15 protein-coding genes and 2 tRNA genes are annotated in these 16,378 nt (G+C 45.8%); 4 read left to right on the top strand and 13 right to left on the bottom strand.

Annotated features, from left to right (window positions below; translation table 11 throughout):
• Positions 1 to 285 precede the first annotated feature (285 nt).
• Positions 286 to 936 (top strand): ABC transporter ATP-binding protein, encoded by a 651-nt coding sequence (locus FC51_RS06330; RefSeq protein WP_057910317.1) that lies wholly within the window; start codon positions 286 to 288, stop codon positions 934 to 936.
• Positions 933 to 1,703, top strand: coding sequence for an ABC transporter permease (locus FC51_RS06325; protein WP_057910318.1), 771 nt, complete (start codon positions 933 to 935; stop codon positions 1,701 to 1,703). The genes FC51_RS06330 and FC51_RS06325 overlap by 4 nt, the downstream gene beginning before the upstream one ends.
• Positions 1,704 to 1,884: 181 nt before the next feature.
• Here the strand turns inward: FC51_RS06325 and FC51_RS06320 are convergent, their stop codons facing one another.
• The 4 genes from FC51_RS06320 to FC51_RS06305 form a co-directional block, all read right to left on the bottom strand.
• The gene (locus FC51_RS06320) at positions 1,885 to 2,316 is read right to left on the bottom strand and encodes a hypothetical protein (protein WP_057910319.1); all 432 of its coding nucleotides are present in this window, start codon (positions 2,314 to 2,316) and stop codon (positions 1,885 to 1,887) included.
• A gap of 24 nt (positions 2,317 to 2,340) precedes the next feature.
• A complete protein-coding gene (locus FC51_RS06315) occupies positions 2,341 to 5,004 on the bottom strand; it encodes a calcium-translocating P-type ATPase, PMCA-type (RefSeq protein ID WP_057910320.1) in 2,664 nt (887 codons plus the stop codon).
• A 190-nt stretch (positions 5,005 to 5,194) separates the two neighbouring features.
• Positions 5,195 to 6,022 (bottom strand): ammonia-dependent NAD(+) synthetase, encoded by an 828-nt coding sequence (nadE, locus tag FC51_RS06310; RefSeq protein WP_057910321.1) that lies wholly within the window; start codon positions 6,020 to 6,022, stop codon positions 5,195 to 5,197.
• 15 nt (positions 6,023 to 6,037) lie between these two features.
• Positions 6,038 to 7,495 (bottom strand): nicotinate phosphoribosyltransferase, encoded by a 1,458-nt coding sequence (locus FC51_RS06305; RefSeq protein WP_057910322.1) that lies wholly within the window; start codon positions 7,493 to 7,495, stop codon positions 6,038 to 6,040.
• 119 nt (positions 7,496 to 7,614) lie between these two features.
• Here FC51_RS06305 and FC51_RS06300 point away from each other — a divergent pair, with 119 nt between their 5' ends.
• Complete coding sequence (locus FC51_RS06300) at positions 7,615 to 8,358, top strand: WecB/TagA/CpsF family glycosyltransferase (protein WP_057910323.1); 744 nt, start codon at positions 7,615 to 7,617, stop codon at positions 8,356 to 8,358.
• A gap of 24 nt (positions 8,359 to 8,382) precedes the next feature.
• On the top strand, positions 8,383 to 8,751 hold the full coding sequence (locus FC51_RS06295; protein WP_057910324.1) for a hypothetical protein: 369 nt from the start codon (positions 8,383 to 8,385) through the stop codon (positions 8,749 to 8,751).
• Positions 8,752 to 9,008: 257 nt separating this feature from the next.
• On the opposite strand, the gene FC51_RS06290 is transcribed toward FC51_RS06295, so the two are convergent.
• From FC51_RS06290 to FC51_RS06250, 9 genes are all read right to left on the bottom strand, one after another.
• Positions 9,009 to 9,713 carry a GntR family transcriptional regulator gene (locus FC51_RS06290; RefSeq protein WP_057910325.1) on the bottom strand — a complete coding sequence of 235 codons (705 nt, stop codon included), beginning with the start codon at positions 9,711 to 9,713 and terminating at the stop codon, positions 9,009 to 9,011.
• Between the two features lie 14 nt (positions 9,714 to 9,727).
• Positions 9,728 to 10,864 (bottom strand): N-acetylglucosamine-6-phosphate deacetylase, encoded by a 1,137-nt coding sequence (gene nagA, locus FC51_RS06285; protein WP_057910326.1) that lies wholly within the window; start codon positions 10,862 to 10,864, stop codon positions 9,728 to 9,730.
• A gap of 23 nt (positions 10,865 to 10,887) precedes the next feature.
• A complete protein-coding gene (proC, locus tag FC51_RS06280; RefSeq protein WP_057911242.1) occupies positions 10,888 to 11,688 on the bottom strand; it encodes a pyrroline-5-carboxylate reductase in 801 nt (266 codons plus the stop codon).
• Positions 11,689 to 11,913: 225 nt separating this feature from the next.
• Positions 11,914 to 12,810, bottom strand: coding sequence for a 3-hydroxyacyl-CoA dehydrogenase (locus tag FC51_RS06275; protein WP_057910328.1), 897 nt, complete (start codon positions 12,808 to 12,810; stop codon positions 11,914 to 11,916).
• Between the two features lie 187 nt (positions 12,811 to 12,997).
• Positions 12,998 to 13,069 (bottom strand) — tRNA-Gln (locus FC51_RS06270).
• 7 nt (positions 13,070 to 13,076) lie between these two features.
• Positions 13,077 to 13,159, bottom strand: a tRNA-Tyr gene (locus FC51_RS06265).
• A gap of 71 nt (positions 13,160 to 13,230) precedes the next feature.
• On the bottom strand, positions 13,231 to 14,052 hold the full coding sequence (locus FC51_RS06260) for a metallophosphoesterase (protein ID WP_057911241.1): 822 nt from the start codon (positions 14,050 to 14,052) through the stop codon (positions 13,231 to 13,233).
• 68 nt (positions 14,053 to 14,120) lie between these two features.
• On the bottom strand, positions 14,121 to 15,614 hold the full coding sequence (locus FC51_RS06255) for a peptide MFS transporter (RefSeq protein ID WP_057910330.1): 1,494 nt from the start codon (positions 15,612 to 15,614) through the stop codon (positions 14,121 to 14,123).
• Positions 15,615 to 16,031: 417 nt separating this feature from the next.
• Positions 16,032 to 16,349 carry a PTS sugar transporter subunit IIB gene (locus FC51_RS06250; RefSeq protein ID WP_057910331.1) on the bottom strand — a complete coding sequence of 106 codons (318 nt, stop codon included), beginning with the start codon at positions 16,347 to 16,349 and terminating at the stop codon, positions 16,032 to 16,034.
• Between the last annotated feature and the right edge of the window lie 29 nt (positions 16,350 to 16,378).

Raw genomic sequence — 16,378 nt, 5'->3', positions numbered from 1 at the left:
TGCCGGGCTAACTGAATTGGCCTTAAACCGTGTTAAAATCTGCAACATGATTCGCAGCCAATCAACAAAATAGATTGCCCATATCAGTCTCAGAATAGAATCATTATTAATTTCGTCTAATATTTGGTAATTTTGACGACGCTGTAAAATCCAACTGAACGGCAAATAAAAAGAGCTACTTTAAAAAGCTAATTTGTCATAGTTACAAATTAAGAATCGCTTTAAGTGACATTGTAAGCGCTATCTTATACAATCGACTTATCAAATGAGAAGGAGATAGTCGAAATGGCAGAAACAATTTTTGACCTGCAAGACGTCGGTTTGACGGTATCGAAGCGGACACTGTTAGCGCATATTTCGTTCACGGTGGCACCCGGCGAATTTGTAACCATTACCGGCCCGTCGGGTTCTGGCAAGAGTACCCTGCTCTTATTGTTGGCGACCCTACTCACACCCACACAGGGTCAGATTTTATTCTCAGGTCGTCCTCAGGAAACTTACGACAAGACTGCTTACCGCCGCCTGGTCTCATACTGTTATCAACAACCCAGTCTATTTGGCGAAACTGTGGCGGATAATTTGGCCTTTCCCTTCCAAATCCGCCAGGAACAAGTTGACCATGACCGCATGGTAAACGCACTGGCAGAAGTCAACTTGCCAGACGATATGCTCGATAAGCCGATCACAGAGCTTTCAGGTGGTGAAAAGCAGCGGGTCGCTTTGATTCGGAATCTGATTTTTACACCAAAAGTATTATTATTAGACGAAATTACCACCGGTCTGGACGCCGACTCAAAGGACACGGTCCATCAAGTGATTAATAATTTCATGAAGCAGGGGGTCACGATCATCACCGTGACGCATGATGAATCCGAATTAGCAGCGGCTGATCGACTGATCACCATCGCTGCTGGCGAAATGGCGGTGACGGCATGAATCAATTAATTGTAACGCCAACTGCATTAATTTTTGCGGTTGCCTTGGTTGCTGTGGCGTTTTTTATCAGCCTTAAAGAAAAAATTGGGCTGGAAAAAGATTTGGTGATCGGCGTCATCCGAGCCGTTATCCAACTGACGGTTGTCGGTTACGTCTTGACGTACATCATTTCGGTCAATCGCGCCTGGCTGACACTACTCATGGTAGGAATTATTGTCTTTAACGCCGCCTGGAACGCTCGGGGACGTGCCCGCGGCATCCCCTATGCGTTTGTGATTAGCCTTCTGGCAATCACGGTGGCCACTGGCGTCACAATCGGCTTACTGGTGTTGGCAAAAGCGATCGCCTTTGTTCCCAGCCAGATTGTGCCCGTGTCCGGAATGATTGCCAGTAACGCGATGGTCGCTATTGGCCTGGCTTACAGAAGCCTCAACAGTCAGTTTCACGATAAGCGCCAAGGACTGTTGGAAAAGCTGGCGCTGGGAGCGACTCGCTACCAAACGGCGATTAATGTGGTTAGAGAAGCCATTCGAACGGGAATGAGCCCGACAGTTGACTCAGCCAAAACTGTTGGGCTGGTCAGTCTTCCGGGGATGATGTCCGGTTTGATTTTTGCCGGCGTCGATCCAACCAAGGCGATCATGTACCAAATCATGGTCACCTTCATGCTGATGGCTGCTACCAGCATCGGCAGTACGATTGCCTGCTACTTGGCATACCCACAGTTTTTTAACGCCGACTTACAGTTACGAACAATGAAATCGTGAATGCCCGCTTAAATGCTGAGCCGGCCCAATCGCGCTGCTATACCCGTTTCAAATGATAGTTGGTATCACAAAAGCCTCCTGACTGCTGGATGAATGACCTTTCATCCGGCAATCAGGAGGCTTTTTCAGAACAGAAAATGTCCTCAGTAATTTAGGTGCTCAAACTCGAATCGATATTTGACTAAATACTTCCCATAATCCGCGTCGTTGCGCTGGACACCTTGGCAATGCTGCTTTCCTGATCCTTTTCTGACTGATTGAACTTGTCGGTATCAATCGTGTCATTGTCCGGATCAAGACTGTCGGTCATCGCCTGGCAGGCGTTTGCGTAGTCCTCGTAATGGCGAATCAACACCTTGTGTCTGCCCAGTAATTTGACCGGAACGGCCACCTGCTGGAGCTTGTTGACGTTATCTTGGTACTGATCGGTTCCGGCTTGAAAATGATCCTTAATTGCTTTGAGTTTGTCGCCGCTCAAATCAGCAATGGTGTCATGATCAATGGCGTGTCTTAACGTTTCGTAGTCAGCATTTAAATCTTCGCCGTTTTCTTCGGTGGCGTTGATGACGTCGGAAACAACTTTTGCGTATCGTTGCATATCTTGTGGTTTCAAAATATCAGTCCTTCTTTTAACTTTTTATTTGTGGGAAATATGTCTCTGGATATATTTTACTACTTCTGACACAACAACGATCATAAAGCCGGCGAAGACAACCACCAGCCATTGAGATGCGGTGAGTTCGGTCACGTGGAACATGTTGTTGAATCCTGGAATCACAATTGTGCCGATGAGTAAGATTGCCGACCCCAGCAAAGCCCAATTAAAGAACTTGTTCTTAAACAAGCCGACTCTGAAAATGGACTCGTGAATGGTTTTGGAGTTAAAGGCGTGGAACAGCTGAATTAAGCCAAGGGTGGCGTAGGCCATCGTTAACGCATCCGCGTGGGCCAGCGCATCTGACGCGTGGACCGGATTGGTAATCGCAAAGGCGTAAACGGCCAGCGTAATGAACCCTTCAAAAAAGCCCTGGTACAAAATGTTGGTCATAATCCCACCGGATAAGAAGTTTGACGTTCTTCCCCGTGGTTTGCGTTTCATGATACCGGGTTCAGCCGGTTCAACACCCAGTGCAATCGCCGGGAACGTGTCCGTTACCAGGTTGATCCACAAAATTTGAACGGGGGCCAAAATCTGCCACCCCATCATGGTCATGACAAACAGGGTCAATACTTCACCGAGGTTGGCGGACAGCAGGTACTGCAGTGACTTTTGAATGTTGGCGAAGACTTTTCGTCCCGCTTTGACGGCCGTCACGATGGTGGCGAAGTTATCGTCCGCTAAAACCATGTCAGAGGCTTCCTTGGAAACTTCGGTCCCGGTAATCCCCATTCCGACACCAATATCGGCAGTTTTGAGCGCTGGTGCGTCATTGACACCATCTCCCGTCATGGCAACCACCTTTCCCTGCTTCTGCCAAGCCTTCACGATTCGAACCTTGTGTTCGGGGGCAACCCGGGCGTAAACGGAAATATCGGTCACTTCTTTGTTAAATTGTGCGTCTGATAATTCGTCAAGTTGGGCGCCGTTAATTACCTTTCCGCCGGGATTGTCACCACGACCCAATATGCCCAGTCGTTTGGCAATCGCTTGGGCGGTGTCCTGGTGGTCTCCGGTAATCATGATCGACTTGATACCAGCCGACTTGGCTTCGGCAACCGCTTGGGCGACTTCCGGCCGTTCCGGATCAATCATCCCAATCAACCCAACGAAGATCATGTCATGTTCCTGAGCGGCCGAAGTCAACTCAGTCGGCACTTGATCAACATTACGGTAGGCAAAGGCCAACACTCGAAGTGCCTGAGTCGCCAAATCATGGTTGGTCCGACTAATTAGTTGTTTATCTTCATCAGTCATTGGCCGAACTTGGTCGCCGTCTTGGATTTGGGTCGCCCGTTCCAGTAACTGATCAGGCGCGCCCTTCATGGTCATGATGATGTTGCCATCGGCCATTTGATTGTAAGTTGACATCAATTTTCGTTCGGAGTCAAACGGAATTTCAGCCAGTCGTTTGTGATCGTTGATAAACTGTTGAACCGGCTGGGCCTGATTTAAATAAAATGATACCAGTGCCGTTTCAGTGGGGTCTCCGGCCAATTCATTGCCCTGAAATTTGGTATCATTGTTCAAAACCATGATTTGGGCGATTTTATCCTTCAAAGACAACGTTGCGTCTGCTGAATCCGTCAACTTTTCGTTTAGGAAGACTTTTTCAACCGTCATTTTATTCTGGGTCAACGTCCCAGTCTTGTCAGAGGCAATCACGTCCGTACTGCCAAGGGTTTCAACGGCCGGCAGTTTACGAATCAACGCACGGTGGCGGGCCATCTGCTGGGTTCCCAACGCCAACGTCACGGTCACGATCGCAGGGAGTCCTTCAGGAATGGCGGCCACAGCTAATGAGATGGCGGTTAAAAGCATGTTAATTAAGCTTTCCTGGCCCCGCCACATCCCAACACCAAAAACGATCACCGCGATCACCAGAATCAATACGGTCAGCATTTTCCCGAGCGATTTGAGGTTTTCCTGAAGTGGCGTAGTGGTTTCTTCAGTCGTATTGAGCATGTGGGCAATCTTTCCGACTTCGGTGTTCATTCCGGTTCCAATCACCACTCCGACTGCCCTTCCGGAAGTGACGTTACTATTCATAAATCCAAGATTTTTTCGGTCGCCCAATGGTAAATCATGATCAACAATTGGCGTGACCTGCTTGTTAACGGGCACAGATTCACCTGTAAGGGCTGCTTCTTCAATCTTTAAGGAATTAGCTTCAGTCAATCGAATATCGGCTGGCACGACGTCTCCTGCCTCCAGAAGAACAATGTCTCCCGGGACAATATCCTCGCTTTTAACCGACTGGGACTCGCCATTTCGAAGAACCGTTGCCATTGGCGCCGACATTTCTTTGAGTGAATCAATCGCGTTTTCTGCTTTCGATTCCTGAAATACCCCAAAGATCGCGTTTAAAATTACAACCGCAAGGATAATGATGGCGTCCACCGTTTCACCGGCGAATCCAGCGATAATCGCGGCGATAATCAAAATGATGATCATCAAATCCTTGAACTGGGCAAAAAACTTTTCGATGATCGTTGTCCGCCGCTTGGACGTTAATTTATTGGGACCGAACTGTTCTCGACGGTCCCGGACTTCCTGATCAGTCAGGCCGCGCGGGTTGGCCTTCATTTGGCTCATCACGTCATCGACCGTCCGCTGATAAAACTGTTTTTGTTCTTGTTTCATTGATTTCCTCCTCTAAAAGAAAAGAGACCCATAAATTCCTCGCTAAAAGAATTCATAAGTCTCACCATTTAAGATTTATCCCGGAAATACGAGTATTTCACGTTGACGAGATAATCGCAATCGAAATTGCTGGTTACTCCCTTTATTTATCGTAATTATACCTAACCACTAATGAAAAGTCACTAAATATCTACTTCCAAAATGTATCGTAGACGTTAATCGGCGTGTGGCGTTTATGCTGGGTCTTGTCGTACCAGCCTTCAATCGTTTCAGCTGCCTTGACCGAAACATCTTGGCCTTCCAAATAAGCATCAATGTCTTGGTAGGTAACGCCGAGGGCAACTTCATCCGGAAGCGCCGGCCGATTGTCTTCCAAATCAGCAGTCGGAACCTTTTGATAGAGATGTTCAGGAGCGCCCAGCAGCTTCAGCAATTGTTTGCCCTGTTCCTTATCCAAACGCCAAAGCGGGGTAATGTCGGCAGCCCCATCTCCAAATTTCGTGTAAAAGCCGGTCACGGCTTCAGCGGCGTGGTCAGTGCCGACAACGGCCCCTTTCTTTGCCCCGGCAATTGCGTACTGGGCAATCATCCGTTGGCGGGCCTTGATGTTTCCCTTGTTAAAGTCATCGATTTGAATCTGATTATCTTCAACCGATTTTTCGGCAGCGTCAACTGCCGGCTTAATATCAACTCGGGCAACTTGGTCGGCGTTGATGTAACTAATCGCTTCCAAGGCATCTGATTCATCAGCTTGAATTCCATAAGGCAATCGGACCGCAATAAATTGATAGCTGGCATCCCCAGTTTCTTGCCGAAGTTCTTCAATTGCCATTTGGGAAAGCTTGCCGGCCAACGTCGAATCTTGTCCGCCAGAGATCCCAAGTACCAGCGTTTTTAAGAACGTAAACTTCTTGAGGTAGGCCTTCAAAAAGTCCACGCTTCTGCGGACCTCTTCTTCAGGGTCAATCTTAGGTTTAACCTTCAGTGCATCAATAATTTCTCGTTGCTTTTCTCTCATCATGCATCCCTCTAATCAGTATTTGATATCTTGCACGTACTGGCGGACTTTTTCAATAATGTCTCGCTTGTTATCCCAACACTTCTGGGAAAGGTCGACCGGATACTTTTGTGGGTTTAATTCCCGCTTGTATTCGGGCCACAACGACGCCAATTCTTTTTCGGCGTAGTGAACCACCTGCTTTAAGTTCGGCCGATCGTAGACCAACTCGCCATTTTCAAAAATGGGCTTCAGTAACGGCTTGGCATCGAAATTCTCAACCGTCTTGTTGATATACGTGTAATTTGGATGGAACATATAAATCGACTTTTCTTTGCGTGGGTCTTCATCGGCTAAGGTGACATAATCGCCTTCTGATTTGCCGTCCTTGGCGTCGGTAATCCGCCAAACCTGTTTTTTACCGGGGGTTGAGACCTTCTCTGCGTTGCCGGAAATTTTAATCCGATCCACCATTTTACCGTTGCCGTCTTCTACGGAAACCATTTTGTAGACGGCTCCCAGTGCGGGCTGATCAAAAGCGGTAATCACTTTGGTACCGACGCCCCACACGTCGATTTTAGCGTGCTGCATCTTCAAGCTGGCAATCGTGGTTTCGTCCAAATCATTTGACGCGTAGATCTTGGTATTGGGATATCCAGCGTTGTCGAGAACTTCTCGAACCCGTTTGGACAGGTAGGCCATGTCGCCTGAGTCCAGTCGGACGCCGGCAAAATTAATCTTGTCGCCCATTTCGTTAGCGACTTTAATCGCGCTTGGAACCCCGCTTTTAAGCGTGTCGTAGGTATCGACCAGAAAAACACAGTCGTGATGCGTTTGCGCATAGGCATGGAAGGCGTCGTAGTCGTTGCCAAATGACTCAACCAATGAGTGGGCGTGAGTACCGCTGATGGGAATGCCAAACTTCTTGCCGGCCAATACATTGGACGTGGCGTTAAATCCACCGATGATTGTAGCCCGGGTTCCCCAAAGGGCGGCTGAAACTTCCTGGGCGCGCCGGGTGCCAAATTCCATCAACGGATCGTCTCCAACCACCGTTCGGATGCGTGACGCCTTGGTCGCAATCAATGTCTGGTAGTTGACCATATTCAAAATCGCGGTTTCCACCAATTGGCACTCGCAAAGTGTTCCTTCGACCTGTAAAATCGGCTCATTGGCAAAAACAATGTCGCCTTCATAAGCTGATTTGATGGTGCCCTTAAATTTAAAGTTTCTTAAGTATTCTAAAAAGTTGTCGGGATAATCGGTAACTTCTCGCAGATAATCGATATCATCATCAGTAAAATTTAAATTTTCAATGTACTGGATGATATGTTCAAGCCCCGCAAACACCGCATACCCATTGCCAAAAGGAAGCTTTCGAAAAAAGACTTCGAAGACTGCCCTGCGGTTTTCCATATGCTTTTGAAAATATGTCGCCATCATGTTGATCTCGTAAAAATCGGTATGTAGCGTTAAATTATCGTGTTCTGACATATTGTGTCATTATCCTCCCAGGTAAATGTTATATAATTAGTTTATATTCTATCATTTTTGTGTTTATTAACAAAAGCATTGATAGTGATTCGAAAGATATTAATTGTTGAGGAGTAATCATGGACAACCAAAGTCACAGCCAAAAAGTGTCTATCTTGGGAATTCCCTTTGTAAACACAACAGAAACCGCCTTTCAAAACGTCTTACACGAAAAGATTGATCAGCGCATCAATACATTTGTCGTCACCGCCAATCCGGAAATTGTGATGTACGCCAAGGAACATCCAGCGTATCAGAAACTGATCACTTCTGCCAACTACATCGTCGCCGACGGCATCGGCATTGTCATCGGCGCCAAAATGCTGAAAACACCCATCAAAGAGCGAATTACAGGATACGACCTATTTATTCACCTGTTGGAATGGGGAAATGACAACCATAAATCGGCATATTTTATCGGTGCCAAAGCCGACGTGATCCGCAAATTACGCAAAGTCGTGGAAAAAAACTATCCCGACCTTCAAATTGCCGGCACCCACGACGGCTATTTTGGAGACGACCGAAATATCGTGAAGGACGTTCGCCGAACCGAACCGGATATGGTATTTGTCGCGACTGGCTACCCCAAGCAGGAAGAATTTATCGATAAAAATCGAATTGCCTCAAACGGCCTGTGGATGGGAATTGGCGGTTCATTCGATGTCTTGACCGGAACCGTTAAGCGGGCACCAAAATCTTGGCAGAAGCTGCATCTGGAGTGGCTTTATCGCGTCGTTAAAGAACCCAGCCGTATCGGTCGGTTGATGGTTCTTCCCCGTTATTTGTGGCAAGTCTTTCAGGAAAGATTTCGGAAGCACTCATAAGGACGCTTATGAAGGAGGTTTATGATGAAAGTCGTTTCGCCCAAATATTTAACTTACTTCTTGATTATTTTTGTCGGCCTTGGAATTATCCTCAACTTGGTTGAACACGAGCCGGCTATTCAAGATACTCAGTATGGGATGCTGGGGATTTACGGGCTGGCTTACGTCACCAGCTACTTAAGAATGCCGAGATTGAATTTTTACGTCATTTATTTTGTGTTATGGATGGTCGTCATGCGACAAACGGGTAGCTACTATGACTGGACTTCCTGGATTGTGTTCGCATTTGTGGCAGCTTTCATGACTTGGGTAACCGATCTGATTCGGACAAGTTACGCGAGTTGGTATGATCAGCCAAAGAAACACAAGCACCCGGATGATAAAACTCAGTGATCAATCAAATTAAAGGCAAATGAACGATCCAAAGCGTTTTGATTCCCATCCTTTCAACTCAAAAAGGGAGTGTGCCAAAAGGCGGGCTTGCTTCCGCCAAAGAGGCTTGGCATTTCATGGCCGGCGTTGCATAACCTAGGAAGCGGCCTTTTGGCACACGTTCCGGCTATATAAAATTGAAAAAACAAGGGGCTGTCGGCAAAATGTTAGTTTTGTCACAACCCCTTTTTTACATAGCAGTCTTGAGCTGCCACAGATTATTCTTTTTCCAAATAAAACTCAAATCGATCCCCAACGTATTGGGTTCGAACATACTCAAAGGGACGACCGTCTTGAAGATAGGTAATTTGTCTGAGCCGCAGAATTGCTTCTCCCCGCTTAATGTTTAGATACTCCGCAATGCGTTCGGATGCCAGCATTGCCGAGACGGTTTGCTGGGCCTTGCCGATCTGCAGGCCCTTTTTTTGTTCCAACGTTCGGTAAAGTGAGCTGGTGACCTCAGACTTTTCCAGTCCTTCAACAATATTTTCCGGAACCGTAGCGACTTCAAAACAAATCGGCACTTCATCCCCGTATCGAATTCGTTCCATTCGCAAAACCGCCTGGTCCTGGGTGATGTGGAGCTTTTCCATTTCACTTAATGATGGTTCCATCGTGTGATACGAAATCGTTTTGCTGGACGGCACCTTGCCTTGCGCAAGCATTAGGTCCGTAAAGCCGGTCACACCGGCCATCTTCTCCTGCACTTTTTGATTGGCAACGAACGTTCCCGATCCAACCCGGCGCTCCAAAATACCCTCGTCAACCAAGGTTTGGATAGCTTGCCGCAACGTCATCCGACTCACGCCGAAATCTGTCGACAACTCGCGTTCAGAGGGGATCCGATCACCAATTTTCCACTTGTTCGCCTCAATATTTCGCTTAATCTCATTATGAATTTGAATATAAATTGGTAAACCCACTGATACCAACTCCCTTAGTCTTTATTCACGAATTTGCCATAACTATACGTTGCCATAAGGTCTAGGTGCTTGTCAAACACATTTAAGTCGGCATCATACCCGCGCTCTAGGAATCCCTTATGTGTCAGTGAGAACTCAAGTGCCTGATTGGTCGAGCTCATTTTCACCGCGGAGGCAATCGAACAGTTGGCAAATTGGATTATATTTTTGAATGCTTGATTGAATTTTAAAACCGACCCGGCAAGATGTCCGTTGGTTAAGGTTGCCCGGCCGTCATGGACGTTAACCGGCTGGCCGCCCAACTGATAGGTGCCGTCCGGCTCGCCTTTGGCTTCCATCGAATCGGAAATCAGCTCCAGTCGATCCGGTCCAATGAGTTTATAGGCAATCTGAACGGCTTCGGGGGCCACGTGGTAACCGTCACAAATCAGCTCAGCTTTGACATCGCGATCAAGCATTGCGTAGCCGACCACCCCAACCTCGCGCTGAGCAAATCCCCGTTGTGCATTAAATAAATGGGTAATCCGCGCCGGTTTGAGGGCCTTTAATTGCGCATAAGTTGCGCCGCTGTGCCCGACCGACATGACGATCCCGTGCTCAGAACAGTACGTTGAAACGTCATCATCAACCCCCATTTCAGGTGCGTAAGTCAACAATTTAACCAATCCGCCAGAAAGCCGATCCCATTCAGCAAATTTTCCAATGTCAATCTTTTGAATGAGGTTTTCCGGTTGGGCCCCGTTATACTTGGGCGAAATAAACGGTCCCTCAAGATGAATTCCGACAATTTTTGGATTCATCGAAGCAGCCCGTAAAATCGTCTGCATGGCTTGAGAAATCAATTCCGGGCGTTGGGTCATGGTGGTCAGAAAAACGCTTGTGACGCCCTCTTGAGTCATTTTATCGACCATCTGGCTGATGGCTGCAGGATCCGTGCTCATGGCGTCAACACCGTAGCCGCCATGCGTGTGAACGTCAATGAAACCGGGGACCACCAATTTCCGGCTGGCATCAATCACCTGATCGTCTGGTTTTTGTTGGTAGTCGCTCATTTCACCGGCATCAAGAATTTGTTGATTGAATCGGACATAGCCCTTGTCAATCACGCGTTTGCCTGTATAAATGGTTGCGTTTATCAATACCTTTGACATTTAAATCTCCAAACTTGATTTGTTTAGCCGTTGTTGCCGGTCGACTTGGCAATCGTCGCGTCAATTCCCTTGATAATGGAAGGCAAAAAGCCGGCCTGTTCCATCGCCAGGATACCGGCAATGGTGTCGCCACCCGGGGAACAAACCTTATCAATCAATTCAGCGGGTGTCTGACCGGATGCCATCAATGAATGGGCAGACCCCAACGTGGTTTGAGCGGCAATCTGGGTGGCCATTTCTTTGGTAAAACCGTACTTAACGCCGGCCCGGCTGAGACTGTCAATGAAGAAGTCAACGTACGCCACGGCACTGCCGGAAATCGCACTGAATGCCGCAAACTGACTTTCCGAAAGCTCACTGACACTGCCGGTCGCTTCATACATGGCAATTGCTTGCGCTTTCCGATCACCAGAAAGATTCTCGTTGGCAGCGACTGCGGTCATCCCCTGACCATACTGAGAATTAATGTTTGGCAAGCTTCGGAGAATCGGTAAGTTGTAGTCGGTCAATTCTTCCAAGCGATTCAATGAAACGCCTGAAACAATTGAAATCAAAGTTTTTTGAGTTGAAAGTTGATCTCGAATCTCTGCCAAAACGTCCGCGGCAATTGCCGGCACCACTGCAAGGACCACCAGATCACTATTTTCTGCGACTTGCTGGTTGGTTGCTTCAGCGGTCAATCCGTACTGCTTGGCATAATTTTCATAATGGGCTTTATGTGCGCTATGCACCAATATATTTTCAGCGGGAACAAATTTGGCGTTCAATAAGCCCTGAATGATGGCTTGGGCCATTGCCCCGACTCCGATAAATCCAATTTTCATATTAACCCTCCTGATATTGCAATCGGACTATTCCAATTGTTACTAATTTGACAATAGCGGAAATCAACCAATTTTGCAATATAAAGTTGTCTATCAGAAAAAAATATAAAAAATGCCCACGACGCGTTCTTTTCGTCGTGGACATTTCTTGATTGGACTAGTTAATTTCGCAGTGACCAGATTTTGGTGACCAACGATACGGTCAACTAGTCGTCAGGTAACGATTTAAGCCTTTAAAAATGCCGGATCTTGGTATGCTGGATTTGGGTAGTGGTAAAATCCCTCTCCGGAAGCGACCCCCAACTTGTTGTCCTGAACATACTCGGTTAATTTATCGGCAATCTTCTTGTAATCCTCATCGTGCGTATTCTGATAAAATCCCATTTCAATGTTAACCGCGGTGTTTAAGCCCATAATATCAAGGAATCCAAACGGTCCTCGGTCAACGCCCATGCTGACCATCCAGTTTTTATCGATTGATAACGGATCGGAATAGCCGTTTGCCCATAGTTTTAAGGCAGCGTTGATCATTGGTAGGAAAATGGAGTTCATGATGTATCCGGAAATTTCTTTATGAATTAAAATTGGAATCATGTGGATCTGCTTTGCAAAGGCCTCGGCATCATCAATGGTTGCCTGAGGCGTGTCTTTTGCCCACATTAATTCGGCAACGTTGTGAGTCCAAATCAAGTTTGCAAAGTGCATTGCCATGAACCGTTTTTTGTTAGGTGCAAAGTCAATCAATTGACTGGGAATCAACGTTGACGAGTTGGTTAATAAGAGCGTCTGATCTGTAATATATGGCGCAAGGCTCTTATAGGTCGACTCTTTAATATCAAGCCTTTCCGGAACCGCCTCAATAATGACGTCGGCATCCGTTGCGGCTGCTTTCATATCAGTTGTGAGTGAAAGATTGGCATTGGCTGCTTGAACCTGCTCATCAGTCGCCCCAATATCTTGCTTGTACTGCTGTGGATAGCTGTCAATCTTTTGTTGTGCCTGCTGGACTGCTTCATCTGAAATATCGTAGATAACGGTTTTGATCCCCGAGAATGCGGATTGGTAAGCGATCTGACTTCCGAGAACGCCCCCGCCTAAAATAACAACTTTCTTGACTATCATAATATCCTTCCTTTCTAAATCCACGCTAACAGTATGCTGAATCGAAAGCGATTACAAGAAAGAAGAAAAGAAATTAATTTTGCACCATTACCGAAAAATTCCGCACCATTTCTGGATCAGTGATCGCCAAATTACCCAAACAAAAAAACGCCCACGACGAGTTCCTTTCGTCATGAACGTTTAGTAATTGGGCTAGCTGGGTTCGAACCAGCGCATCACGGGATCAAAACCCGTTGCCTTACCACTTGGCTATAGCCCAATAAAAATGGAGGGGAGTGGATTCGAACCACCGAACCCGAAGGAGCGGATTTACAGTCCGCCGCGTTTAGCCAGACTTCGCTACCCCTCCGAAACTGAGTTTGCTATCAAACCAACGAATATAATAATACAAAATTTTCCGGGTTCCGTCAAGCGCATTATTTAAAAAAGTTGAATCATTTGCAGCTGTTTTTGCCATTCACTCATAAAATCATTGGTTTGCCACTCATTATGGCGGCGGTTATGGTACCCCACCGCCGCGTTGTAATAAGTTGTTAATCCGATTTTAACCGGTCCAATGCGCCGATGAATATGACCGAAAATCACCGTATCGACTTGATATTGTTCGATCACTTTTTGAAATTGTAAGCTGCCCATCATCGCATTGGCCATGTTCCAAAATCGAAAATCGGACGTATAGCGAATGAAATGCTGATTAGGGACAAAGTGCGTCATTAGGATGACCTTTTTTCGGCTGTCTTTTGCGTTCTGAAGCTGTGTTTTGAGTTGTTGGATAACAACCTCCTCACGCTTCAAATCACTCATAGGCTGCGAAATAAGGCCATCAATCCAGTAAGCCATTTTCCAGCGGTGAAATTCAGATTCTGTTTTATCCTCATTTGTCGCAAACGTGTAGTCGTACCACCCATTCAAGCCAATAATCCGATAATTGGTCCCCGGAATGTCGACAAACTGATTATTCAAATATCCAGGCCATTTTCCATGTTCAAGCTGGTCGTAAGACACGCCGCGAATCATGTCGTGATTGCCGGCAATAAAATACACCTTGGTTGTTGGCAATTGATCGGAGAGCTGCTTGACGTATGCGGCAGATTTGGTGAAGTCATTAAATAAGTCTCCGGCGATTAAGTAATCATCCACGGATTGATCGGTCAAATATGCCACCTGCGCTTGAATCGTTGGTGTTAAATCAACTTTATTAATGTCAAAATGATTATCACTGGAAACTGCAATTTTAACCATAACAATTGTCTCCCCAAAATAAAAATGTGCCATCCAAGTTAGGATAACACATTTATTCAATCTGAATTCTAATTGACACCTTCCATTAAATGCTTAATTGGTTTAACAAGGAAGATTAGAATAATTCCGGCAACGATTGCAACCAATCCGACGATCAGAAAGTAGTTGATTTCGTTTTCCGGCGTATAGAACTTAACAATTTGTGAGTTGACGGCCTGACCCGCTGAATCGGCCAAGAACCACATACTCATCATTTGTGACTCAAAAGCCTTTGGTGCCAGCTTCGTGGTGACGGAAAGTCCAATTGGTGAAATCAACAATTCCGCGATTTCAACAATTGCCCAGCTTCCGAGTAACCAGAATGGACTGACTTTTGCCGATGAGCCAAAGAGCATGACCGGTAGAACCATGAATAGGTATGATAGACCGGCAATCATCAATCCAAGTGAAAATTTAGATGGTGAACTTGGCTGCTTTTTACCCAACTTGATCCACATCCAGGCAAAGAATGGTGTGTAAAGCATGATAAACAGTGGGTTCAAAGACTGGTACCAGCCTGCAGGAATGTTAAAAATACCGAAGAAATTGTTGTTTGTCTGGTTTTCGGCGAACAAGGCCAAAACAACGGACCCCTGCTCTTCAATTGCCCAGAAAATGGCTGCGGCAATGAATAATGGGATGTATGCGATGACTCGCGAACGTTCGGTATCAGACAATTTTTTGCTGGAAATAATGATGATGAAGTAAATAATCGGTGTTGCCACTGCGATGATACTCAACAGGGTGATGAATGAACTTAATGATAATGACCCCATTACCTGTAAGAGTAACAGGACGAGTGCAAATACCACCACGCCCAGGCCAACTCGAATTGACAGTTTTTTAGCATCGTTTGGTTCCAATGGATCGCTTGGGTAAAGACTTGCGCTTGGCAAGTGCTTCTTGCCACCACGAACATATTGCAATAATCCAAAGAACATTCCGATTGCTGCGAGCGAAAAACCAAGGTGGAAGTTGACGTTAAACCCAAGCCAGCTAACCAGCAAAGGTGCAACGAACGAGCCCAAGTTAATTCCGAAAACAAAGATTGTAAATCCTGAATCACGACGATTATCGTACTCGGTGTATAAGCCACCAACCATTTCAGAAATGTTTGGTTTCAACAGCCCCGTCCCAACCGTAATCAGGACAATTGACGTGAATAACGCCGGGGCACCCATTGGCAACGAAAGTGCAATATGTCCAAGCATGATGAGAACACCGCCATAAAACACGGTTCGGCGACTTCCAAGTATCCGGTCACTGACAAACCCACCAATCACTGATGTTAAATAAACAAGTGACCCATAGATTGCCATGATAGAAGCGGCTAGTGATTGATCAAAGCCTAGTCCACCTTTCGTTACACTGAAATACATGTAGTAAAGAAGAATGGCACGCATTCCGTAGTAACTGAACCGTTCCCACATTTCGGTGAAGAACAGCGTTGACAGTCCCCGAGGTTGGCCGAAAAACGAGGCGTCTGCCCGTCGTTCCTGGTCTGTTTGATCTTGTTGTTGCATGTGATACCCTCCAAAAAATAAATCTAATCTTATTAACAAAACAAGTTAATCAGATTAGATTATCAATTTTAATTACTCCTGATAGAGATTCCAAGAATAAATCATATGAACCATTATATGCCAAAGTGAATGTTAATTCAACTTCGATAGCGGTTGAAAAGGTTATCAACAGTGGGAATGACAAGAGTCACCAATAAAGCTGAGCGCAAAAATCTTTCACTTTCAAAGGGTGAAATGTCATAATTATGTATTCGAAAAAATGAGCACTCAAAGTCATATAGATGATTTTTAACTTTCATGTTCATTTCATATTCAAAACGATCTGTCACGAACGGATAATCGAGCATACAGAAAAACGCTTGCCTTGGTTTAGGCAGACGTTAATTTTAAAATTCTATATTGAATAATCTTTAAGTTCTAAGCAATTTCAGCAGGAGCAAACTGCTTCGTAATCAACTTCACCAATCTCTCCCCGTTACCCCAAGCGTAAATTTCATCTGGAATCGTTGTGACTGGCGTTTGATCCGCTATTAATTTCAATTCATCCTCATGATACGTTGCGTCAGGAGCAAGCAAAACAAGGTCAACTTCTTCAACTAGATGTTTGGGTGCGTTCAAAATATTAGTGGCTTCAAAATCAAAATGGGCATCATAAAGTTCGATAAATGGCTTTGCTGCACGAACTAACAAGCCACTAGAAATTTCATCTTCACAGATAAGCAATACTTTTTTCATTATCGTCAGTCCCTTTATTAAATTAATTT

Origin of the sequence: Lentilactobacillus parabuchneri DSM 5707 = NBRC 107865 (genome assembly GCF_001435315.1) — a bacterium.
In the GTDB taxonomy this organism is placed as follows: Bacteria; Bacillota; Bacilli; order Lactobacillales; family Lactobacillaceae; genus Lentilactobacillus; species Lentilactobacillus parabuchneri.
Note: the sequence above shows the minus strand (reverse complement) of the source record. Positions and strands in the feature narration are given on the sequence as shown.